Source organism: Polaromonas sp., from assembly GCF_030689685.1.
Taxonomy (GTDB): Bacteria; Pseudomonadota; Gammaproteobacteria; order Burkholderiales; family Burkholderiaceae_C; genus Polaromonas.
Window position 1 is genome coordinate 22,423 of the sequence record NZ_JAUYEY010000051.1, and the last position, 22,916, is coordinate 45,338.

Sequence of the window (22,916 nt, forward strand, 5' to 3'; positions counted from 1 at the left end):
AGGGAGAGGGAGTAAGAAGGCCCCGTTGCAGCATGGGCAACTCCATTTTTAAGTCATTTTCGGCTTCAGCCCTTGCCACACCTGCGCAGACAGCTATCTATTTGATAGCATCTCAGGGCATTTTTTCATCCGGCAACGGCGCCGACGCATCACGCGGGCCCACGCTACCGAGCCGCGCTTTCAGCGATTGCGGCTGTCCGGTCAGAAGCGCGGCGTAATTGGTGGTGTTGGACAACACTTTTTTCACGTAGTCGCGCGTCTCGCTGAACGGCACGTTTTCGGCCCAGATCGCGGCCTCCATGACCGGGCCGTTGCGCCAGCTGCGCGGCCTGCCCGGGCCGGCGTTGTAGGCCGCCGCAGCCAGCGGCATAGAGCCGCCGAAGTCGTCGAGGGCGCGCTTGAGGTAAGCGGTGCCTATGACGATGTTGGTATCGCGGTCATTGATCTGGTTGGCGGTGAAGCTGGTCAGACCAATGTGGCGCGCCGTCTCACGCGCAGTGGCCGGCATCACCTGCATCAGGCCCGACGCGCCAACGTGCGAGCGGGCGTCCATGATAAAACGCGACTCCTGGCGGATCAGGCCATAGACATAGGCCGGGTCCAGCCCGATGTCACGGCTGCGCTGCATGACCGCCTCACGAAAGGGTGTGGGGAAGCGCTGCTCGAAATCCATCACAGTGGGCGTTTTTTCGCTGGTGTTGATGCAGCGATCCCAGATGGACCGGTCACAGGCAAACTGGGCAGCGGCCAACAGATCACGCTCGCCCATACCGCCACGCTGGTGCAGGTTGGTGCTGTAGTTCCATTCGCGCACGCCGTCGGGCCGAAGGCCAATCGCAATCGCATAGGCTGCACGGTTCAAGCCCGGGTTCAGGCGTGCTGCTTCTTTTTCTTCTGGCGACAGTGCCGCTGGTTTGGGCGGTGCGATAATTTTTTGCCCCAGCTCTTCCAGCGCCAATTGCTCATAAAAGCCGCGCACCGAAGCAATCGACTGTAACAACGCCAGGGCTTCGGCGCGTTGCGGCGATATCGGGCCACCGGGCGCAGCGGGCGGCGCGTTGCTCAGCAGCGCGCGCGCCTTCCAGTAGACCCAGGTTGGGTCTTTGCGGGCGTCGTCGCTCATGGCGTTGATGGCGCCCAGCACGACCGGCCAGCGCGGCGTGCTGCCGGCGCGCAGGGCGGCACGCACTTTCCAGCCCAGCATTTCGTCGCTGAGGTCGCTGTCCTTGCTGACTTTGGCAAAGTAGCCCGGTGCCTCGTTGCTCAAGCGGCTGGCGGCTTGTTTACCGATGGCGCCCCAGACCCAGTTGCGCTCTTCGCCGGTGAGCTGCATGCCCCATTTGTCTTCTACAAAACGCGCAGCGCCGTCGGCGTCGGTGCTGGCCAGCTTGACCAGCGCCAGCACAATGATTTCGCGGCGCACCTCCCTGATCGCAATCATCTTGCTGCTCAAGAACTTCACCGGGCTGGTGTTCAGTTCTGCCAGCAGGTTCAAGGCCTCCGGGGCGATGATCTCAACCGCTTCGCGCGCGGCGCGCGGGCGGTTGGCTTCTGTTGCCAGCCTGGCCTTGATCCAGACATCATGCGTGGACAGGCTTTTGTTGCCCACCAGCCGCGACGCCGCAGAGGTACAGCCGTCGCTTGCTTCGCGCTGGGCCAGCCAGTTCTTGCGCACTTCATCGGCCAGCCGCGTATCTGCGCCCGGGTTTTTCAGGTGTTCGACCAGCAGCGCATAACAACGCACATCCCTGTCGTCACCCATGCGGAAATTCGGGTATTCGGAAGCAAAAGTGGCCCAGTCGCGGCGCTGGCCCAGCAACAACAGCCAGTCGTTGCGCAGCCGGTCTTCCTGGTAGCTGCCGACGTAACGCGCCATGACATCCTGCACCTCTGCGGCGCTGGCTTCGCCCAGCCTGTTTTTGAGTTCCCAGTAGGCGGCCCAGGGTTCGAGCGCATGGCCGCGGGCCTGCGGCAGCAACTGCGCCAGCCGGTTTTTGTCCCCGCGTTTAAAGGCCTGGTTCATCTCCAGCAACACGTCGTCGCCGCGCGAACCACTGGTTTGTGCGAAGGCTTGTGTGGGCAGAAGTGCCGAGCTGAGGCCCGAAATCAGGGCTGTGACAAAAAATTTGGATAGCATCGGGACATTATGGACAAATTAACCGCGCGCAAAGCATTGATCGAACAACGCCTGAATCTGCCGGATCGCCTACAGCGTGCCGACCTGTTACAGCGTGTCATGCGGATCTGGCTGGTCGGCCGCGAAGATGCGGTGATCGGGGCCTACTGGCCGATCAAGGGGGAATTTGATCCGCTGCCCGCGCTGTACCGCTGGCAGGAAGACGCGATCTTAAGCCAGGAATCTGAATCAAATCAGGCGTCAGCCCATGAGGGACGGGCAGAAGCAGCTACTGAAAACATAGCAAACCGGTCGCCCCGCAAGATCGGCCTGCCGGTGGTCAACAAGCTGCACAAGACCTTGACCTTCCACGCCTGGTACCCTGGCTGCCCGATGGAAGAAGACGCCTACGGCATCCCCAAGCCCAAGGACACCGAGATCATTGTGCCGACCCTGCTGTTTGTGCCCTGCGTCGGTTACGGGCCCGGCGGCTTCCGGCTCGGTTACGGCGGCGGCTTTTACGACCGCACGCTGGCCACACTGCAGCCCAAACCCTTCACCGTCGGCCTCGGCTACAGCCATGGCTGGCTGCCCGACCTGGACCCCGAGCCGCACGATGTGGCGCTGGATGCCATCCTCAATGACAACGGGGTGGTTTGGCCGGTGTAGTGTGGCCCCCACGGTCGTTCACTTCGTGTAACTCCCTGCCCCCGAAGGGACCCCGACTATCGGGTCGCCTTTTTCTTTGCTTACTTTCTTTTTGGCGACGCAAAAAGAAAGTGAGTTGCCGCCGGGCAACCCCCGGCTAGTTGGCACACCACTGCGCCACGAAACAAGCTGATTAGTCGGTGAACATGGATCCCGGATCAGGTCCGGGATGACGGACGATGCGATAAAATTGCTATGAATTCAATAGCTTCTCATGCCCGCTGGTCATGGGCTAACAGCATAAAACACCTCAAGCATCAGGCTTTCGGTGCTTTCACTGGCCGCTGCCAGGTCGCCAGACTCACCTGCTTGCCGCGCGCCACGCTCAGCGTACCGGGCGGGGTGCTTTTGGTGATGGTCGAGCCGGCGCCCACGGTGCCGCCCGCGCCTATGGTGAGCGGCGCCACCAGCACGCAGTTGCTGCCGATGTGCACATCGGCCTCGATCACCGTGCGGTGCTTGTTGGCGCCGTCGTAGTTGGCGGTGATGCTGCCGGCACCGTAGTTGACACGTTCGCCCAAGGCCGCATCGCCCACGTAGGCCAGGTGGTTGGCCTTGGCGCCTTTCGCCAGGCTGGCATTCTTGACCTCGACAAAGTTGCCGATATGCACCTCGGCGCCCAGTTGCGCGCCGGGCCGCAGCCGTGCAAACGGACCGACCAGCGCGCCTTCGCCAACCGTCACGCCGAGCTTTTCACCGTCAATGTGGGTGAACGGGTGGATCACCGCGCCAGCGGCGATGTTGGCGTTGGCGATCATGCAATGGGCGCCTATGCGCACGCCTTCGCCCAGCGTCACTGCGCCGTCAAAAACGCAGTTGACATCAATCTCCACGTCCTGCGCGCAGTCCAGCGTGCCGCGCACATCGAGCCGTGACGGGTCGGCCAAGCGCACGCCCCGCTCCATCAGGGCAGTGGCAATTCGCAGCTGGTAGATCCGCTCAAGCTCGGCCAACTGCACCGGGCTGTTGACGCCGGCCACCTGGGCGGCGTCGGTGATCTGGTGCGCCACCACGGCCACGCCGTCAGCTACTGCAAATTTCACGATGTCGGTCAGGTAGTACTCGTTCTGGGCGTTTTTGTTGTCCAGCCGCGCCAGCCAGTCGCGCAGCAGCCGGGTCGGCACGGCCATGATGCCGCTGTAGATTTCGGGGATGCTGCGTTCGGCCTCGCTGGCGTCCTTATGCTCGACGATGGCGCGTACCTGCGCCGACGGCTCCTTGCCGGCGCGGACGATGCGCCCATACCCCGTGGGGTCGGCCATACTCAGCGTCAGCAGCGCCAGCCGCTGGCCGTCGCATTGCGCCAGCAGGGCTTGCAGGGTGTCGGCCTGCATCAAAGGCACGTCGCCCGACAGTATCAGCGTGATGCTGTCGTCGCCCAGCAGAGGGATGGCCTGCTGCACCGCATGGCCGGTGCCGAGTTGGGGCTCCTGCCGCGCAAAAGCCAGTTGCAAGCCGCTGGGCGCCGCTGCGGTGAGGGCGGCCTCGACTTCGGCAGCGCCGTGGCCGGTGATCACCACTGCCCGCCGTGCCGATAACCGCGCCGCACAGTCAATCACATGGGTCAACAGCGCACGACCGCCCAAACGGTGTAACACTTTGGGCAGCCGGCTTTTCATCCGGGTGCCTTTGCCCGCTGCCATGATGACGACATCAACTGGAGGTGCCATGAAATTTCCTGTGCCTTGTGTGTGTGGCGCGCGAACGGCGCAATCTGGAGGTTTGCTACGGATTATCCGTCTTACCGCGCTGCTGGCACTGGCCGGCCTGCTGAGCGCCTGCAGCGCGGTAAAAATCGCCTACAACCAGGCCCCCGAGCTGGCTTTCCTGCAGCTCGACGGCTATTTTGATTTCAGCGGCGCGCAGACCAGCCGGGTCAAGGAAGAACTGGTGAAAATCCAGCGCTGGCACCGTAGTAACCAGTTGCCGGCTTACAGCGACTTCCTGAAGAAATGGCAAGGACTGCTGCCCGGCGACCTGGACGAGGCGCAGGTGTGCAGCGCCACCGACGATCTGCGCAGCAGCTTGCTGGCGATTTCGAGTCGAGCCGAGCCGCTTGTTGCCGAGCTTGCGGGAACGCTGGCGCCCGAGCAGTTGAAGTTTCTCCAGCGCAAATTCTCAAAACTGAACCGCACGTACCAGAGCGACTTTCTGGAAGGCACGCTGGCGTCGCGCATCGACAAACGTGTCAAAAAAGCCGCAAGCCGCGCCGAAATGTTGTATGGCGCACTGGAAGAAAAGCAGCTGGCGGTTTTGCGCCGGCAGATCGCGCAATCGGTGTTTGACGCCAGCCTGTCTCTGGCCGAGCATCAGCGCCGTCAGCAGGATGCGCTGCAAACCCAGGCGCCCCTGGCAGCCGGCGCTGCCACGGCAACGCAGGCCAAATCAGCGATCAGGGGCTACTTTGAGCGGTCTTTCAACTCACCGAATCCGGTCTACCGCAGCTACCAGGAAAAGCTGACGCGCGACAACTGCAAAACACTGGCGCTGCTGCATAACAGCACAAGCCTGGCGCAGCGCGCGAAGGCGGTCCAGACGCTGGCGGACTATGCTCGGGACCTCAGGATTTTGGCGGCGCAGGATTTTTAACGCGGCTTCCGTCGCTGCTGTGTTGCCGGGTCGGGCTTGAGGCCTGGCCCAGTAGCCCGCCGCGCGGCGGCTGGAATTCGCCCGAACCGCTGCTTTGCTGCTGTAGCTGGTTGCCCGGGCGCCGGGGTTGCTGCTGAAGCAAACCGGGCCGGAAAATAATTTTGTTGTTCATCAAGGCTTTCTTGCGCGGAGCGTCGGTATCGCGTCGATACCGCGTCGGTTAGACAGGTCAATCAGCTTAAAAAGCTTGTGTTGCTGAGGCTGTCATCCGGCACAGCGCGCTGGCGTCAGAGCCTGCCTACAACAAAGGTACTTTGCGCAGGGGCAGGTCGTAGTAGTCCGCCAGGCGGTGCAGCGCCTTGGGGTTGAGCAGGCGCAGACGCCCATCCCGGACCTGGTGCAAACCCAGCTGTGCCAGGCGCCGCAAGGTCTTGTTGGTGTGCACCAGCGACAGGCCCAGCGCGTCGGCGATGTGTTGCTGGTTGATTGGAAATTCAATCGACCCATCGGTCGCGAGCCCCAGCCACTCGACACGCCGGTACAGGTGGATCAGCAGCATGGCCACCCGTTCGGTGGCGTTGCGCCGCCCGTTGGTCAGCAGGTTTTCGTCGACCATGCCTTCCTCGCGTGCGGACAGCCAGGTCACGTCGTAACCCAGGCCGGGAAACTGCCGGAACAGGTCCCATAGACCATCGCGCGGAAAAACGCACAAGGTCGCGTCGGTCAACGCTTCCACACCGTGGCTGGCGCCATCGGCAAACTCCTGCTGCAGGCCGATGAAGTCACCGGGCAGCAGGAAATTGAGAATCTGCCGGCGCCCGTCGCTGAGGGTTTTGTAGCGAAAGGCCCAACCGGCGTAGAGCGTGAACAGTTTGCCGTTGGGGTTTTGCTCCGAAATGATAGAGGTGCCGGCCGCTGCAAACCCCGCGCTGCTGCGAAGGCTTTGGATAAAGCCCAGCTCCTGCGGCGTCACCGGCTTGAAGGCGTCCAGGGCGCGTAAGCGGCAATCCTTGCAGTGCCGGGGGCACACACTGGTGTTGGAAAGAGGGGTGATGACCACGCGGAATTTTAGTACTGAACGCCTGTGTCTTTTGACATTGTTGCGGCCGCGCCCTCTGGCTACATTACACGCCACCTATGGAAAAAGCCTTGCAATTGCACGAGGTGCTCTATGTCAGCACCCTCTCCCCCGACTCCCCCGTAAAGGTTGTTTCCCAAATTGCCGCGAAAGCCCGGACCGCCAACGAAGTGGCTGGCGTCACCGGCCTGCTGATCTTCGACGGCATGCGTTTTTGCCAGCAGATCGAGGGGCCGCGCAAGCAGGTGCTCAGGCTGATCGAGCGTATCCGGCAGGACCTGCGCCACGTCAACGTCGAAATACTTCACCATGGACCGCTTGCGGAACGCCGTTTCCGGCGTTTCGGCCTGGGCTATGTCACGGTGGATGACGTGGACGTGTTGGCGCGCATCGAAGAAGCCGGCGCGGAACAGGCGATGGCGCAATTTCTGGCGCTTATCCCCAACGTCGATATGGACAGCTAAGGCGCGCCCCTGTAGAGCCCGAGTGTCAGGCTTGCAGCGCCGTCCCCATTTCCTTGTCGCGCTGTGCCCTCCAGATGCGTGGCGAGCCCTTTTGCGACCTGCGAGGGGCCCCGCTCGCGGGGATCGAAGCGCAAAAGGGTGAGGATAATCCGCGTCGGCTCGATCAGTGAAATCAGGCTTGCAGCGCTGCCCACATTTCCTTGTCGCGCTGTGCCGTCCAGATGCGCGGATTCTTGATCCCGCTGGCCTCGTCGTAGGCGCGGCTCACGTCAAACGGCAGGCAGTGTTCGTAGATGAAGACCTGGCCGAAGATCGGGTCCATGCTTTGACGGGTGTGCGCCATCGCGCTTTTCAGGTCCATCTTCGCGGCGGCGGCTTCTTTGCCGCAGCGGTACAGCGTTTGTACCCACTGGACCGTGTAATCAATCGCCTTGTTGACATCCGCAGCGCCTTTCATGGCTTCGCCGCGTCCCGGCACGATGGCTTGTGCCCCGAGCGCGCGCAGCGTTTCCAGCGTGGCCGGCCACTCTTCGAGCTGGGCGTCACCGGTATAGACGCCGGCGTTGTACTCGACCAGGTCGCCGGAGAACAGCACTTTTTCTTCGGCCACCCAGGCAATCGTGTCGCCACGCGTGTGGCCGGGGCCGGGGTGCCAGATCTGCACGCGCACGCCGCCCAGGTCGATCACCAGCTTGCCCGGAACTTCGCCTTTGACCGGGTTGCCGCCGGCGATCACCAGGGTCGGCCAGGTCAGGCCGGGCACGCTTTCGGCATTGCGGAACAGGCGCGGAAAACGCTCCATCTCACTTTGCATGTCCTCGGCACCGCGCTCGACGATCAATTCGTACGTGCCCTGGCTGGCGATGACTTCGGTCGCGCCCTCGGCCACATAGGCGCTGGCGCCCAGCACACGCACCGCGTGGTAGTGCGTGAGCAGCACGTACTTGATCGGCTTGTCGCTGACGGCACGGATGCGTGCGATCAAATCCTGCGCCATCGCCGGGGTGGCGGTCGCGTCGCTGACCATGATGAACTTTTCGCCGATGATCACGCCGGAATTGGGGTCGCCCTCGGCGGTGTAGGCCCAGCAATGCGCACTGAGTTGTTCAAAAGTGATTTTTTTGTCCGTGAGGTCGGACTGCGAGGCAAAAGCTTTGGACATGGGGTCTCCGTGGGTTGGCGGGTCCGTACTGGCCCTTGCCTGGAATTTTACTATACGTAACTTATTACGAATAGTAAAACGCTGAGACGGTCAGTTCAGGCCGCGCTCCAGCATGGTCACCACTTCTGCGGAAAACGCCCGATAACTCATGGGCCCGTCGGGGCGCATCCAGGTGAAGGTCCAGTTGATCATGCCGAACAGCATCATGGTCACGGCCGTTTGGTTGGCTGCGGTGATGCGCAGCGGGTAGGCGCGCTTGAGAAAACGCGTCATGGCCGAGACCACATCGCGCTGCCGGTCCAGGATCAGTTCGCGCTGAACGTCGCCCAGGAACTTGGTGTCGCCCAGCAGCGCAACATGGCGTGTGGCTGAACTTTCATACTGGTCGAGAAAGTTGCGGATCAGCTCATGCAGCGCGGCGCGGTCGTCCAGGTTCTTGCGCTGGGCACTGGCTTCGGTCTGGCCGATGATGGCCAGCAAATGCTGGGTGTAGCGGTCCAGCAGGTCGAACAGGATGGCCTCCTTGCTGCCATAGTAGTGGTACAGCCTGGCCTTGGAGGTGCCGCAAGCGGCGGCAATGTCGTTCATGCTGGCGGCCACGTAGCTGCGCTGCGCAAAACACTGGGCAGCCACATCGAGGATGGCTTCGCGCTGAAGCTCGTGGGTGGCGGATTTGGGACGGGCCATGCGCTATTGTGAAGCACGGAGTCGGCTTTTAAATTGGACGTTGGCCGTCATTTTGGCATTGCCCACACACTCTCTTGGTCAATCACTTCGATGAACCGTGCTGCGGAAAAACCGTCCGTGTACAGCGTCCAGCACGGCGCACTGGGTGGAGATTCGCCATCCTCCCGCTTCTGGCGGAGCAAGCCATCGGGATCGTTGAGCAAGCGACGGTCGTCTCGCAGGGCAATCAAAACCTCTTCCAGCGACACCTTCAGGAAACCGCTGAAGCGCTGGTGATCGCATTCAATCGAGGTGTCGACGATCCAGCCCGTCATCGTGGGCATCCCGTCGGTGGATGAGAGCCCCAAGGGGTGCAAAAATTCCGGGTCCGAGGTCAGTGCATGACGCACAGCCCGCAGCTTGCGATGCAGTTGCAGGCCGGCCTTGCGCAAGGTGGTGGTGCCGTGCATCCATGCGTCTTTCTTCGACCGACGCAGGAAGGTGGACTTAACTTCCAGCACCAGCAAGTGGCCGTCGCGGGCGCACAGCAGGTCAATCTCTCCAGCGTCGCCCTCGTCGAGCACGGCAGGCTGGTGGTTGGCCAGTACGCGAAAACCTCGCCTTTCGAACTGTTCGCCCAGCCGCTGTTCAATGCGGCGGGTTTCCTCCCGCGCTTCCATGCGACGTGATCCGATGCGCCGCAGGTTGTTGATGGCCGCTGTCGCGTTGTTCTGCAGTGCCACCATCCAGGGAAGCTGGAACAGATGACGCCCCATCTTCAGCATGGGCCGCTCCAGCAGCGTTGGCTGCAGGCCGGGTTCATGACTGCGCAGCCGTGCCGACAGAGCCGTCCAGTCACTGGTCCAGAAGTCGAGAATCGCTTCGGCGGCCTTGGCGTGGCCTTGGGGGAATTCGGAGCTAACGGTCCAGGACTTGATGCGTTCGACCTTGGCGGCCTTGTCCGACCATGTGATCGGAAAGCGGTTCTGCATGTCACCCTGCAGCAGGCCGACGAATGCCAGCCGGCCCAGCGCAAGCCGACCATCGCCGAACTGCTCCAGATACTCGCCATAGGGTCGCAGGAAGTTCTTCATGAAGAAGGCCGTCATCAATTCCATCGCCAGCAGCGCCCGGAACACATCGACAGGCAGGCCGGATTCGGTCCGCACCGTTTCAGCCAGTCCGTAGACTTCCTGCAGCTGCAATTGCGAACCCATGGATTTGGCAAAGGCCTGCAGATTCGCTTCGAAATTCTCGGGACCGACCATCGCCAGCATCGACTCGGAAGCCATCAGCGCGTCCATGCCGCGGTAAAGCCAATAGCTGTGCAGGCGCGTGAGTTTCTCGCTATCGCGCTCCCAGGCGGCCCGCTGGCCGGTGTCAACCTCGAGAATCTCCAGACGGTCGCTGTTGCGCACAAAGCGGATGCCGTCGTCGTAGCTTAAGGCGTCGGTTGACTGCGAGATAAAGCTGTTCAGCTCCATTTGCGCGTCCATCAAATGCTGGAACGCCCGGTACAGGTCGTCACGCGGAAGCGACCCTTCCCGTGAGGGGAAGAGAAACGGCGATAGGTGCTGCCGCAAGGAGCTTCCGATGTCTGCATCGCTGAGTTGAAGGCTGCGCGGATCGCAGGTCGTGAGCTTCCAGGCGAGCAGATCGTTGATGGCATCCCATCCCTCCTGCATGTCGATATCGCCGTCAATCTTCGGGACGAGCCCGAGTGCACGAGGTACCAGATGCTCGAAGGCATAGAGACTGGCGTACACCAACAGCTCCAACGGCGTGAGCAGAGCCAGCGGCCGCTCGAACAACGCGACCGCCGCCCCGCGCTCACGGTGGGCCAGATCGAAAATCTCGAAGATGCGGACGAACTCGTCGAACTCGGCTGCATGCACATGCCGCAGGGCTTCGATCTCGCCCCAGCGAAGCGAGTGTTGCCGCAGCACAAGACCTGAGTAACGTGCCGCGCGGCGAACGGCCTCTGGGGTCACGGAAGCGACATGCGCGATCAGCGTGAGGTTCGCGTAGCGCTCCTGCCCCATGTAGCGCGCCAACGCCAGGACCATTGGCTCGGTCAGCCAAACGACCGACGGCAAGGCCATGAGAAAAGCAGACGACCAGAAAGCCTGGAGTCGATCCGTCGCCGTGAACTTGCCGCTTCTTGCAGGTTTGCCGTCCAGGAAGGCCTCGGCCACAGTCACGGCAGCATCGTTAGCGGACTGTCCCAAATCCAATTGCCTGGAAAACAGCAACTCGTAGTAGCTGCTGCTGTGCTCGTCTGTTGTTGTCACTTAAGTTGGTACCAAACCCCGCGCCCACTGCCACGTTGTTCCAGATTTCCGCGCTCCACCAACGCCCGAAAGTGCTGCTTGAGTGTATTGCGATTGCCACCTGTCAGACGGATCGCATCACCCATCGTCATGCGCCCATGGTCACGTGCAAACTCGACAATCTGCAGCGACAACTCGGGCAGTGCGGCGAGCACCAGCTTCTCGCGCTCGACCTTGCGGTTAAGCCTGCGCACCTGTTCCGCCATCGCCCGCAAGAAAAAGATTAACCACGGTTGCGAATCCGGGGCATCGGTCCGGATCGTGCCTTGTGTCTGCCGCAATGCGAGGTAGTACGCCTCCTTGCTCTGCTCGATCACGCTTTCGAGTGAGCTGTACGGCACATAGGCATAGCCGGCCTCTAGCAGCAGCAAAGTGGTCAGCACGCGGCTCAGGCGGCCGTTGCCATCCTGGAAGGGGTGGATCTCCAGGAAGACCACGACCCAGATGCCGATGAGCAGCAGCGGATGGAGCCGGCCTGTTCCTTGATTCTCTCGCTCTTCGTTGAACCAGGCCACCAACTCGGTCATCAAACGTGGTGTATCGAAAGGCGCCGCGGTTTCGAACACCACGCCGAGCTGCTTGCCGTCTTCGTCGAACGCGACCACGCTGTTCGATGAAGTCTTGTAGCTGCCGCGGTGCCAGGCATCCTTCTCGCTGTAGATGAGCAGGTCGCGGTGCAACTGCTTGATGTGGTTTTCGGTCAGCGCGATGGCCTGCCAAGAGGAGAACACCAGCTCCATGACCTCTGCGTAGCCGGCCACTTCCTGCTCGTCGCGTGTGGCGAACGACCTGATCTGCAGGTTGGACAGCAGACGCTCGACCTCGCGGTCCGACAGCTTGCTGCCCTCGATGCGGGTGGACGAACCGATGCTCTCGATGGTGGCCACGCGCCGCAACGCCGAAAGGCGGTCCGGCGCGAGCGTGCCGAGCGCGCGCCAAGCCCCTTTGAACTCATCGACACTGGCGATGAGGCTCAAGATTTCAGGGGTGATCTGGACGCTGTTGGGCTGGATCATTACACCCAATATTACACCCATTTGCACCCATTCAATGTCAGACCTTCACGCCGTTAGGCTTGACTTTGAAATTAGACTGCAACCATGCCTGTGGACCTGTCCTTTTCCCATTACTGCTGCGAACTGCTCGGCAGCGTCGGTCCGTGCAAGGCACGCCGCATGTTCGGCGGCTTCGGCATCAGCACCGAGGGGCTGAACATCGCGCTGCTGGCCGATCTCGGCGGCGGCGACACCCTGTGGCTCAAGGCCGACGACGAAACCCGCAGCGCCTTTGAAGCTGCCGGCTGCCGGCCTTTTATTTATGAGGCCAAAGGCAAGGCCATGAAGCTGAACTACTACAGCGCGCCCGACGACGCCATGGAGTCCGTTCAACTGATGGCGCAGTGGGATCGGCTTTCGCTGGCCTGCGCCTTGAAGGCGCGTGCGGCCAAGGCTGTGCGGGCGCGGCCGGTGGCCCGCTCCAGGACAAAACGCGGCAGCAGCACCAGCAAGGCGGCCCCAAACACACCTGCCAGCCCAAAAGCGAGCCGGCCCGAGGCCGCAGCAGCCAGTCCCAGGGCGCCACGCAAGTCGCGCAGCGGCTGAGCCACACCGGCGCGCCAGGGCAGGCTGACCGCTCGCTGCGCCAGTGCATGCCGTGAGGGATTCGCAAGCGCCAGACCGGCTGCGACGGGCAAGGGGTCCCAGCTGAAATAGGCGGGCGATGCGTTGGCCGCATGCCAGGACTCCATCACCAGCACCTGGCCCGGCAGCAGCTTGAGTTCTTGGCCCGCGCCCAGAAAATGATCGCCGCCGCGCACACCATCGTCCTGATGCGCGTTGTTGAAGGTGATCCAGACCTGGCCGTGGGCGATACGCAGCACGCCGGGCTGGGTCGGCCGCAAGGTCAAGGCTCGTTCGCTGCCCAGCTTCCAGCAGCCCGACAGCGCATCAGCACCGCTCAATGATTGCAGGGGAAAGTGGGTCGAGGTGGTCATTGCAGTTCTCCATCAAAAGCCAGTAAGGCCGAGTGAATGATCCTCGCGCGGTGCTTGGCAGTCCAATGAATTCGGGTTAGGCTATTCATTCCATAAACGCATGAATCGAAAACCCTGCCATGCAGCATTCCCAGACCCATTTGCGCTCCCGGCCGATCTCCGCCGGCCAGTTGCGCGCCTTTGAAGCTGTCGCCCGACACCTGAACTTTCGCGCCGCCTCGGAAGAATTGGCGCTGACCCAGTCCGCAGTGAGCCGGCAGATCCAGGCGCTCGAAGAAGAGGTCGGCCTGAGCCTGTTTCACCGCCACACCCGGTCCGTCGAGCTTACTGGCGCCGGTGGCATTTTGCTGCGCGCCGTGACGCCTTCCTTGGAACGCATCGACGGCGCTGTGCGGCAGATCCGCCAGAGTGCGGGCCGCAAAAGCGTGGCCCTCACCACCTTCGCCTCCTTTGCATCGATGTGGCTGATTCCGAGGCTCGAAGCCTTCCAGCGTGACAACCCCGACATGGACATTCGCATTGACGCGTCGGACTCGGCGATTGACCTGGATACCTCGGACCTGGACATGGCGTTGCGTTACGGCCCGGCCAGCCGGATGGCGTCCTCCGGCGCCATTCGGCTGTTTGGCGAACAGCTCACGCCGGTCGCCAGCCCCTGGCTGCTTAAAAGCAGCCCGCGCCTGAAAAAGCCCGAAGACCTCGCCAATTTCGCATTGATCGAAGCCGGCGATTCACACGCCACGCATATGGAATGGCTGACTTGGCGGCGCTGGCTGGAGGTCAATGGCACGCCCAAGCTTGAAGGCAAACGCTGGCTCTATTTCAACTACGCCTACCAGATGGTGCAGGCGGCGCTGACCGGCCAGGGCATTGTGCTGGCGCGCCTGCCGCTGATCGCCGAAAGCCTGGCCTCGGGCGACCTGATCGAGCCGCTGCCGCACCTGCGGCTCGACTCGCCTATGGCCTACTGGCTCATCGTCGGCCCGCGCAGCGCGGCGCGGCCGGAGGTCAAGGCCTTTTGCGACTGGCTGCTGGTGCAGGGCGCGCTGACACGCCAGGCGATTGGCGATGTGCCGGATCCGGACACGGTGGATGACATTGATTGAGGGTCTGCGCCAATATGCTATGAATTTAATAGCTACTTGCGCCCGTGGCTAAAGGGCCAGAGGCAGTTTTGGCTCAAACTTTGCACGCTTGATACTGAAAAACGCCTTGACGTTGCGCACATTCGCATCGCTGGTAAACAAGCGCTGCGCCAGCGCCAGGTAGGCCGGCATGTCGCTGACGTGCACCACCAGCACAAAGTCCGGACCCGGCGAGACGCGGTAACACTGCTGCACCGCGCTGTCCTGCGCCACGCGGGCTTCGAATGCTTCCTGCCGTTCGGTGCCTTGCTGGTCCAGCGTGATTTCAACCAGCGCTGTCAGGCCGTGGCCTAAGGCGCTGGCCAGCTTGTCGGGGTTGAGAATCGCGATTTCGCGCTCGATCAGGCCGGCGTCCCGCAGTCGTTTGACGCGCCGAAGACAGGTCGGCGGTGAAATGTGCGCGCACGCTGCCAATGCCTGGTTGCTCAGCGAGGCATTGTCCTGCAAGACTTCAAGCAGTTTGATGTCGATGTCATCGATGTCTGAAACCACATTAATTCCGTATTTTTAAATTAATTGAAATAATATTACAAAAATTTCAATAAATGAAATTTATATGCTATTTAGAAGAAAAAATGTAGATTCAAAAAAACATCTTAGGCCTAATATTCGCTCATTATTTTTATCTGGAGCGGCTTATGTGCGGCATTGTGGCGTCGGTTTCGACTCGAAATATTGTTCCCATCCTGGTGCAGGGCCTGCAGCGCCTGGAGTACCGGGGTTACGACTCCTGCGGCGTCGCCATCTATGCCGACGGCCTCAAACGCGCGCGCAGCACCTCGCGCGTGGCCGAGCTGATGGAGCAGGTCAGTAGCGACAAACTGGAAAGTGGTACCGGCATCGCGCACACCCGGTGGGCCACGCATGGCGCGCCTGCCGTGCACAACGCGCACCCGCATTTCAGCCACGGTTCCGGCGACGTCGCGCACAAGCCCGGCAAAGTTGCGCTGGTGCACAACGGCATCATCGAGAACCACGACGAATTGCGCGCCGCGCTGCAGGCCAAGGGCTATGTGTTTTCCAGCCAGACCGACACCGAGGTCATCGTGCACCTGATGGACAGCTTGTACGACGGTGATTTGTTCGAGGCGCTGAAGGCCGCGACGCGCCAGTTGCACGGCGCTTACGCGATTGCCGCGTTTTGCAAGGACGAGCCGCACCGCGTGGTCGGCGCACGCGCGGGCTCACCGCTGATCCTGGGCGTCGGCAAGGAAGGTGGAGAAAACTTCCTGGCCAGCGACGCGATGGCGCTGGCTGGCGTGACTGACCAGATCCTCTACCTCGAAGAAGGTGACCTGGTGGACATGCAGCTCGGCAAATACTGGGTCATTGATCGTGAACACAAGGCCGTGCAGCGTGAGGTCAAGACCGTGCTGGCACACAGTGGTGCAGCCGAGCTGGGCCCCTACCGCCACTACATGCAGAAAGAAATTTTCGAGCAACCGCGCGCCATCGGCGACACGCTGGAAGGCATCGCCGGCATCACACCCGAGCTGTTCGGCGACGAGGCTTTCCGCGTCTTCAAGGACATCGACTCGGTGCTGATTCTGGCCTGCGGCACCAGCTACTACAGCGGTTGCGCCGCCAAGTACTGGCTTGAATCGATTGCCGGCATTCCCACGCAGGTGGAAGTCGCCAGCGAATACCGCTACCGCACCTCTGTGCCTAACCCCAAGTCGCTGGTGGTCACGATCACCCAGAGCGGTGAAACCGCCGACACGCTGGCGGCGCTGCGCCACGCCCAGTCGCTGGGCATGCAGCACACGCTGACCATCTGCAACGTCTCCACCTCGGCCATGGTGCGCGAATGCAAGCTGGCCTACATCACGCGTGCTGGCGTCGAGATCGGCGTGGCCTCCACCAAGGCTTTCACCACGCAACTTGCCGCCCTGTTTTTGCTGACACTCGCGCTGGCGCAAAGCAAAGGCAAGCTCAGCGATGAGGAGGAAGCCGGACACCTCAAGGCCATGCGCCATCTGCCAGCCGCGCTGCAGGCGGTGCTGGCGCTGGAGCCGCAGGTCATCGCCTGGGCCGAGGACTTCGCCAAAATGGAAAACGCGCTCTTCCTCGGCCGCGGCCTGCATTACCCGATCGCGCTGGAAGGCGCACTCAAGCTGAAAGAGATCAGCTATATCCACGCCGAAGCCTACCCGGCCGGTGAACTCAAGCACGGTCCGCTGGCCCTGGTGACCAGCGCCATGCCCGTAGTCACGGTCGCGCCCAACGACAGCCTGGTGGAAAAACTCAAGAGCAACATGCAGGAAGTGCGCGCCCGCGGCGGCGTGCTCTACGTGCTGGCCGACGCCGACTCCCGGATAGAAAGCGGCGAAGGCATCCACGTCATCCGCATGCCCGAACACTACGGCGCTCTGAGTCCGCTGCTGCATGTGGTGCCGCTGCAATTGCTGGCGTATCACACGGCGGTGGCACGAGGCACCGATGTTGACAAACCGCGCAATCTTGCAAAGAGCGTGACCGTCGAATGACGGGCACGGTGCGCGGCCGCGCACTGCGGGGTTTGGTGGACGCTCACTTCGCGTAGCGAAGTTATGCGGCCGCACAAACCGCGCAACCTCGCCAAGAGCGTGACCGTCGAATGACGTACCCACGGTACGATTGCCGTCGCTTACATGTACCAAGGATTGACGAGCGCTACGCCTGTATCGACAAAGTCTGACACGTTGCGGGTCGCCACCGTAAAGCTGTGTTCAATCGCGGTTGCAGCGATCATCCGTTGGTGTCCAGGACGAACATCAAGGGCCTCAGTCAAGCGATGCGCCATGGGTCTGGAGATCCAGCCGAGGTGAATTGAAATCGATGTCGTCCCCACCAGGGATGCCATCCATGACGTCGAGGAGCGAGAGTTCGCTTTGCCCGGCGATGCGCTAGTAGTCGTCGATTTTGACCAGCGCAAACGCAGGACGCCCACGGTCGGTAATAAACACAGGGCCATTTACCGCCGCGCGCGTGGCCGCTGACACATCCCGAGTGAAGTCTGCAGCATGGGCTGCACGCCCATGCAAGGGATCCGGCCTGCCTGCCGCCTCGTTCTTGAATTCAGGCTACAGAATTGCTATTAAAACAGTAGCTGCCTACGCATGCTGGACATGGGCTGGAGGCCTTTTTTTGCTTATAAATTGCGCCAGCCTGCCCGGCGTAGCCGCAATGTCAGGGCTCAGTGGTGGTGCCCGTGCTCGCCATGCACATGGCGGTGCGCGATTTCCTCGGCGCTGGCGGCCCGCACGTCGGTCACGGCCAGGGTGAAGCGCAGCGCCTTGCCGGCCAGCGGGTGGTTGCCGTCGAGCAGCACGGTGTCGCCCTTGATCTTCATCACGGTGAACGCGATGGTCTTGCCGTCCTCGCCACGGCCTTCAAGCTGACCGCCGACCTTGACGCCAGGGGAGAACTGTTTTTTTGGAATGGTCTGGACCAGGCTTTCATCGCGCAGGCCGAAGGCGTCCTCAGGCTGCAGCTCCAGCGTGGTCTGGTAACCCGTCGTCTTGTCAGCCAGCGCTTCCTCGATCTTGGGCAGCGTGTTGCCGTAGCCGCCATGCAGATAGACCATGGGTGCCTTGCTGTCCTCAATGAGTTTGCCGTCCAGGTCGGCGACCTTGAAGCGCAAACTGACGGCGGTGTCTTTGTCGATGATCATGGGGATGTCAAAACAGGAAGTGGAGGAGAGGGGTCCTATTTTCACTCAAAGGGCGCGCCAGGCGCAGGGACGGGAAAGCCGCTTACGGCGTGGACCGCCGCCAGCCAGTATGCTGATCTGTTGAGAATTGCAGAACACATGGTATTTACCTCACTCCCGTTCGTCCTGAGCTTGGCCCGAACGGTTTGATGCCATCAGTCAAGTAAACGTCAATAATTTTCTTTTCACCGCGCATCCACACCATGAAGCTCCCTGCCCGCCCCCCATCCGCCCCGGTAGCCTGCCTGGTCCTGGCGGTTGCGCTGGGCACGCCGGTGCTGGCCCAGACGCTGGCGCCCATCAATGTGACGGCCACACTAACCGAAGTCCCGCTTTTCGAGGTTCCTGCTTCCGTCGATGTGTTGGACGGCGGGCGTACCCGCGGCGATGGACGAGCGCAGGTCAACCTGTCGGAGAGTCTGGCGCTGGTGCCCGGCCTGCTGGCGCGAGACCGGCTGAACCAGGCGCAGGACATGCAGTTGTCGGTGCGCGGCTTCGGCGCACGCGCGACTTTCGGCGTGCGCGGCGTGCGCCTGTATGTGGACGGCATCCCGGCGACCATGCCTGACGGCCAGGGCCAACTCTCGCACATCGACCTGGCGTCGGTCGGCCGCTTGGAGGTTTTGCGTGGCCCGTTCTCGGTGCTGTATGGCAACTCGTCGGGCGGTGTGCTGCAGGTGTTCACCGAAGAAGGGCAGGGGCAGCCCCTGTTGGGCGGCAGTGTGGCGACCGGTTCGTATGGCCTCAAGCGCATTGACATCAAGGCCAGTGGCGGCACTGGTGCGCTGGGTTATGTGCTGAGTGCCGGACGCTTGAGCATCAACGGTTATCGCCAGCACAGCGCCGCCGAGCGCGATGGCGCCAATGCCCGATTCGATTGGACACTGGACGGTGATCGCAAGTTGACCTTGCTGGCCAACACACTGTCGGTGCAGGCGCAGGACCCGTTGGGGTTGAACCGCGCGCAGTTTGATGCGTCGCCGCGCAGTGTCGATGCATCGGCGACCACGTTCAACACCCGCAAGACGGTGCGCCAGAGCCAGCTCGGCGCGGTGTATGAGCACCGGCTTGATGCCGACAACCAGCTGCGGCTGATGGTGTACGGCGGCGAGCGCGCCGTCACCCAGTTTCAGGCGATTCCGACCGGGCCGCAAGCCAGCCCGCTACACCCCGGTGGTGTGATCGGCCTGGCGCGCAACTACGGCGGGCTGGACGCGCGCTGGACCACACGCACGGCGCTGGCGCAGCGCCCGCTGGAAATCGTCGGCGGCCTGGCCTATGACACGATGAACGAAACGCGGCGTGGCTGGCAAAACTTCCAGGGCAGCACACTGGGTGTGCAGGGCGCTCTGCGGCGTGAAGAAGACAACCGGGTCACCAGCCTTGACCCCTATGTTCAGGCGACCTGGAAGCCGGATGCGCGCTGGACCGTCAACGCTGGCGTGCGCCACAGCCTGGTGCGTTTCAGCTCTGCGGACAATTACATCGTCGGGGCCAACGGCAATGACAGCGGCAGCGTGCGCTACAGTGCGACCTTGCCGGCGGCGGGCGTGACCTATGCCCCGTCGGAGCAGTGGCGGGTGTACGCGGCGGCCGGGCGTGGCTTTGAGACGCCGACCTTCAATGAGTTGGCTTACCGTTCCGTCGGCACCGGACTTAACTTTGCGTTGCGTCCTTCACACAGTGACAATTTAGAGACCGGTGTCAAATGGCGGACCCTTCCCGGTGCCGCCACGCGCATGGAGGCGACAGCCGCGATGTTTCATACCGCAACCCAGGACGAAATCGTCACGCAGTCCAATGTGGGTGGCCGCAGCACCTTCCAGAACGCAGGTGCCACACGCCGCCGCGGGCTGGAGCTGGCCACCAGCATCGCGCCCGCGCGCCACTGGCTGGCGCAGGTCTCCTACACGCTGCTTGACGCCCGTTACCGCGATGCTTTTGTCTGCCCGGTCAATGTCAACCTTTGTCCAGCCGGCCGGGTCCCGGCTGGCAACCGGATTCCCGGCACCGCGCGCAACGCGCTGGCGGCGGAGATGGGCTGGCGCCCGACTACCGGCTGGCGTGCAGGTGCCGATGCGCGTTATCTCAGCAGCGTCGCCGTCAACGATGTCAACAGGGATGCGGCAGCGTCTTTTGTGAGCCTGGGTGCGCATGTCGGCTACGTGCTGGCGCTGGATCGCTGGCGCATCGCCGCGACGGCGCGCGTGGACAACCTGGCAGACCGCAAGTACGCCGGTTCGGTCATCGTCAATGAGGGCAATGGCCGCTACTTTGAACCAGCGGCGGGGCGCAACTACGTGCTCTCGCTGTCGGCCAGTTACCGCTTTTAATGGTCTTCCCCAATTACACGACAGTGAATTGGGCCGCCTTCACCCTCGCCCTTTGGGAGAGGGCCGGGGTGAGGGACACCCGGGCACAATAGTCGCTTTGTCCTCGGCCTGATTGCCCACGTATGCACACCACCGCCCTTGTTTTGTTCTCCGGAGGCCAGGACTCCACCACCTGTCTGGCGCAGGCGCTCTCGAAATATGAGCGCGTCGAAACCGTGGGTTTTGATTATGGCCAGCGCCACCGCGTGGAGTTGCAGGCGCGGCTGGTGGTGCTGCGCGAAATCAAGGCACAGTTCCCGCAATGGGCCAGCCGGCTGGGCGATGACCATGTGCTGGACCTGGCGGTGCTGGGTCAGGTCAGCGAGACTTCGCTGACGCGCGATATGGTCTTCAAGATGGAAAGCTCGGGCCTGCCCAATACCTTTGTGCCGGGGCGCAACCTGCTGTTTTTGACGCTGGCCGCCGCGCTGGCCTACCGGCGCGGCTTGCAGGTGCTGGTGACCGGTGTCTGCGAGACCGATTTTTCAGGTTACCCCGACTGCCGCGACGACACCATGAAGGCCATGCAACTGGCGCTGTCGCTGGGCATGGACAAGCGCTTTTTGATTGATACGCCGCTGATGTGGATAGACAAGGCCGCGACCTGGGCCATGGCCGAGGCGCTGGGCGGCCAGGCGCTGGTGGACTTGATCATCGAGCACACCCACACCTGTTACCTGGGCGACCGCGAACACCGCCAGGCCTGGGGCTATGGCTGCGCGACGTGTCCGGCCTGCGAGCTGCGCGCGCGCGGGTACGCGGTCTACGCTGCGACCTTGCACGCGCGCTGATCAGCGTCGGGTCTCGCGCAATCCGTACAGCGCGGGCGAGCCTTCGGGCAGCTTCTCCAGTTCCCATTGTTTGTCATGAAAAGCCGCGACCGCCGGCCGGTGCGCGATGGACACCAGCGCGCCGCCCGCCTGCCTGACCTGTGCCACCAGGCGTTCGTACAGGGTTTTTTCGGCGGCCTCGTCGAGCGCGCTGGTGGCCTCGTCGGCAAACAGCCAGGCCGGTTTTTTCAGCAGCACGCGCGCAATCGCCAGGCGCTGCTGCTCGCCGCCCGACAGTTTTTGGCTCCAGGCGTCCTCGTCGTCGAGCCGGTCACTGAGCTGCGGCAGCAGTGCGTCATGCAGCGCCTGGCGCAGGGCTTCGTCGCTGTAGCTGCCGGCAGGCTCCGGGTAGGCCAATGCATCGCGCAGGCTGCCGTTGGGAAAATAAGGGCGCTGCGGGATGAACATGGTGTTGGCCGGCAGCGTGGTGCGGCCTCGGCTGAAAGGCCAGATCCCCGCAAAAGAGCGGAACAACGTGGATTTTCCGCTGCCAGACGGGCCCTTGATCAGCACCGTGTCGCCAGCTTCGGCGTGCAGCGAAATACCGGCCAGCAAGACCGCGCCCGTGGGCAAAGACACCGTCAGGTTCTGCGTGTCCAGTGTTCGCGCAGACTCATCAATTGCTACTGAATTAATAGCTGCTAACGCTTGCTGGGTATGGGCCAGAGCCCTGAAACTGTCTTCAAAGCTGGTCAAGCGGTCAGTCGTGGCGCGCCAGGCCGCCAGGCTGCTGTAGTTGTCGACAAACCAGCTCAGGGAGTCCTGCACTCTCCCAAAGGCCGAGGCAATCTGCATCAGTTGCCCGAGCTGGATCGCGCCGCTGAAAAAACGCGGTGCTGCGACGATGAAGGGAAACACCACCGCTGCCTGGCCGAAAAAGTTGGTGAACCAGATCAGGTTTTTCTGCTTCTTGATCAGCGTCAGGTAGTTGGCCAGCACTGTCGAAAAACGGCTGTCCAGTTGTGCCCGCTCGACCGCTTCGCCCTTGTCCAGCGCAATCGATTCGCTGTATTCGCGCACGCGCACCAGATGGTGTCGGAAGTCGGCCTCGTAGCGCTGCTGCAGAAAATTGAGCCGGATCTGCGGCCGGCCGATGTAGTGCGTGATGATGCTGCCGACCGTGCAGTAGAGCACCGCCATCCAGACCATGAAGCCTGGGATGTTGAAGCTGTTGCCGCCCAGCGTGAAGGCAAACGGCCCGGACAGACTCCACAGGATGCCGACGAAACTCAGCAGCGTCACCACGGCGTTGAGCAGGCCCATGCTCAGCGAGATGGTGTAAGTGGTGAACAGATTCAGGTCTTCCTGGATGCGCTGGTCGGGGTTATCGGGAGTGGCCGGCTGCGCGCCCGAAGGCGCATACCGGGCGAGCTCCATCTGGTAGAAAGCGTGGTTGGACAGCCAGCGCTGCAGGTAATGCGCGGTCATCCAGGCGCGCCAGCGCACCTCCAGCAACTGCGTCAGGTAAAAGCGGTAGACCGCGATGATGATGAAGGCAAAGGCCAGGTAGGTGAAGCGGCCCAGTTGCTCCCAGAACACCGGCTGGTTTTTCTCCTGCACCGCGTCGTAGAAGACCCGGTTCCACTCGTTGAGCAATACCAGCATGTAGACCGCAGCCAGGTTAAGCAGCACGATGGCCAGCAACAATCCGCGTGCCTTCCACTTCTCCTCCGACTGAAAGTAGGGCCGCGTCAGCGCCCAGGTTTTGCGACAGAAGTCCTTAAAGGCGGCGAATTTGCCGAAGGGCTTGGGGGGCTGGTTCATTGCTGGAC

The 22,916-nt window shown here is 62.3% G+C and carries 18 protein-coding genes and 1 pseudogene; 8 read left to right on the plus strand and 11 right to left on the minus strand.

Annotated features, from left to right (window positions below; all coding sequences use genetic code 11):
- Positions 1-112: 112 nt before the first annotated feature.
- Complete coding sequence (locus Q8O29_RS12555; protein WP_305563272.1) at positions 113-2,137, minus strand: lytic transglycosylase domain-containing protein; 2,025 nt, start codon at positions 2,135-2,137, stop codon at positions 113-115.
- A 9-nt stretch (positions 2,138-2,146) separates the two neighbouring features.
- Here Q8O29_RS12555 and Q8O29_RS12560 point away from each other — a divergent pair, with 9 nt between their 5' ends.
- The gene (locus tag Q8O29_RS12560; RefSeq protein ID WP_305563274.1) at positions 2,147-2,785 is read left to right on the plus strand and encodes a 5-formyltetrahydrofolate cyclo-ligase; all 639 of its coding nucleotides are present in this window, start codon (positions 2,147-2,149) and stop codon (positions 2,783-2,785) included.
- Between the two features lie 296 nt (positions 2,786-3,081).
- On the opposite strand, the gene glmU is transcribed toward Q8O29_RS12560, so the two are convergent.
- Positions 3,082-4,494 carry a bifunctional UDP-N-acetylglucosamine diphosphorylase/glucosamine-1-phosphate N-acetyltransferase GlmU gene (gene glmU / locus Q8O29_RS12565; protein ID WP_305563276.1) on the minus strand — a complete coding sequence of 471 codons (1,413 nt, stop codon included), beginning with the start codon at positions 4,492-4,494 and terminating at the stop codon, positions 3,082-3,084.
- On the opposite strand from glmU, the gene Q8O29_RS12570 reads away from it, so the two are divergent.
- A complete protein-coding gene (locus Q8O29_RS12570; protein WP_305563278.1) occupies positions 4,493-5,413 on the plus strand; it encodes a DUF6279 family lipoprotein in 921 nt (306 codons plus the stop codon). The two genes, glmU and Q8O29_RS12570, sit on opposite strands and share 2 nt — an antisense overlap.
- Positions 5,414-5,711: 298 nt before the next feature.
- On the opposite strand, the gene Q8O29_RS12575 is transcribed toward Q8O29_RS12570, so the two are convergent.
- Positions 5,712-6,473, minus strand: coding sequence for a Crp/Fnr family transcriptional regulator (locus tag Q8O29_RS12575; RefSeq protein WP_305563280.1), 762 nt, complete (start codon positions 6,471-6,473; stop codon positions 5,712-5,714).
- A 77-nt stretch (positions 6,474-6,550) separates the two neighbouring features.
- Here Q8O29_RS12575 and Q8O29_RS12580 point away from each other — a divergent pair, with 77 nt between their 5' ends.
- Positions 6,551-6,955, plus strand: a complete 405-nt coding sequence (locus Q8O29_RS12580; RefSeq protein ID WP_305563282.1) for a BLUF domain-containing protein — start codon at positions 6,551-6,553, stop codon at positions 6,953-6,955.
- A gap of 172 nt (positions 6,956-7,127) precedes the next feature.
- Here the strand turns inward: Q8O29_RS12580 and Q8O29_RS12585 are convergent, their stop codons facing one another.
- The 4 genes from Q8O29_RS12585 to Q8O29_RS12600 form a co-directional block, all read right to left on the minus strand.
- Entirely contained in the window at positions 7,128-8,117 is a 990-nt protein-coding gene (locus Q8O29_RS12585) for an MBL fold metallo-hydrolase (protein WP_305563284.1), read from the minus strand.
- Positions 8,118-8,207: 90 nt separating this feature from the next.
- Positions 8,208-8,804 (minus strand): TetR/AcrR family transcriptional regulator, encoded by a 597-nt coding sequence (locus Q8O29_RS12590; RefSeq protein ID WP_305563286.1) that lies wholly within the window; start codon positions 8,802-8,804, stop codon positions 8,208-8,210.
- A 47-nt stretch (positions 8,805-8,851) separates the two neighbouring features.
- Positions 8,852-11,074, minus strand: a complete 2,223-nt coding sequence (locus Q8O29_RS12595) for a hypothetical protein (RefSeq protein ID WP_305563288.1) — start codon at positions 11,072-11,074, stop codon at positions 8,852-8,854.
- Positions 11,071-12,129, minus strand: a complete 1,059-nt coding sequence (locus Q8O29_RS12600; protein ID WP_305563290.1) for a Fic family protein — start codon at positions 12,127-12,129, stop codon at positions 11,071-11,073. Before Q8O29_RS12600 ends, Q8O29_RS12595 begins: the two co-directional genes overlap by 4 nt.
- A gap of 159 nt (positions 12,130-12,288) precedes the next feature.
- On the opposite strand from Q8O29_RS12600, the pseudogene Q8O29_RS12605 reads away from it, so the two are divergent.
- A pseudogene (locus Q8O29_RS12605) lies at positions 12,289-12,480 on the plus strand (TfoX/Sxy family protein); the annotation flags it as partial.
- A gap of 17 nt (positions 12,481-12,497) precedes the next feature.
- Here Q8O29_RS12605 and Q8O29_RS12610 read toward each other — a convergent pair.
- A complete protein-coding gene (locus Q8O29_RS12610) occupies positions 12,498-13,106 on the minus strand; it encodes a DUF2917 domain-containing protein (RefSeq protein WP_305563291.1) in 609 nt (202 codons plus the stop codon).
- 119 nt (positions 13,107-13,225) lie between these two features.
- Here Q8O29_RS12610 and Q8O29_RS12615 point away from each other — a divergent pair, with 119 nt between their 5' ends.
- Positions 13,226-14,212, plus strand: a complete 987-nt coding sequence (locus Q8O29_RS12615; RefSeq protein WP_305563293.1) for a LysR substrate-binding domain-containing protein — start codon at positions 13,226-13,228, stop codon at positions 14,210-14,212.
- 48 nt (positions 14,213-14,260) lie between these two features.
- Here the strand turns inward: Q8O29_RS12615 and Q8O29_RS12620 are convergent, their stop codons facing one another.
- The gene (locus Q8O29_RS12620; protein WP_371134230.1) at positions 14,261-14,743 is read right to left on the minus strand and encodes an Lrp/AsnC family transcriptional regulator; all 483 of its coding nucleotides are present in this window, start codon (positions 14,741-14,743) and stop codon (positions 14,261-14,263) included.
- Between the two features lie 146 nt (positions 14,744-14,889).
- On the opposite strand from Q8O29_RS12620, the gene glmS reads away from it, so the two are divergent.
- Positions 14,890-16,737, plus strand: a complete 1,848-nt coding sequence (gene glmS / locus Q8O29_RS12625) for a glutamine--fructose-6-phosphate transaminase (isomerizing) (RefSeq protein WP_305563295.1) — start codon at positions 14,890-14,892, stop codon at positions 16,735-16,737.
- Positions 16,738-17,426: 689 nt separating this feature from the next.
- On the opposite strand, the gene Q8O29_RS12635 is transcribed toward glmS, so the two are convergent.
- Positions 17,427-17,903, minus strand: coding sequence for a peptidylprolyl isomerase (locus tag Q8O29_RS12635; RefSeq protein ID WP_305563297.1), 477 nt, complete (start codon positions 17,901-17,903; stop codon positions 17,427-17,429).
- A 242-nt stretch (positions 17,904-18,145) separates the two neighbouring features.
- Between Q8O29_RS12635 and Q8O29_RS12640 the strand changes: the two genes are divergently transcribed.
- Positions 18,146-20,275 (plus strand): TonB-dependent receptor, encoded by a 2,130-nt coding sequence (locus tag Q8O29_RS12640; protein WP_305563299.1) that lies wholly within the window; start codon positions 18,146-18,148, stop codon positions 20,273-20,275.
- Between the two features lie 122 nt (positions 20,276-20,397).
- Positions 20,398-21,105 (plus strand): 7-cyano-7-deazaguanine synthase QueC, encoded by a 708-nt coding sequence (gene queC, locus Q8O29_RS12645; protein ID WP_305563301.1) that lies wholly within the window; start codon positions 20,398-20,400, stop codon positions 21,103-21,105.
- On the opposite strand, the gene Q8O29_RS12650 is transcribed toward queC, so the two are convergent.
- The gene (locus tag Q8O29_RS12650) at positions 21,106-22,908 is read right to left on the minus strand and encodes an ABC transporter ATP-binding protein/permease (RefSeq protein WP_305563303.1); all 1,803 of its coding nucleotides are present in this window, start codon (positions 22,906-22,908) and stop codon (positions 21,106-21,108) included. It lies immediately after the preceding gene.
- Positions 22,909-22,916 lie beyond the last annotated feature (8 nt).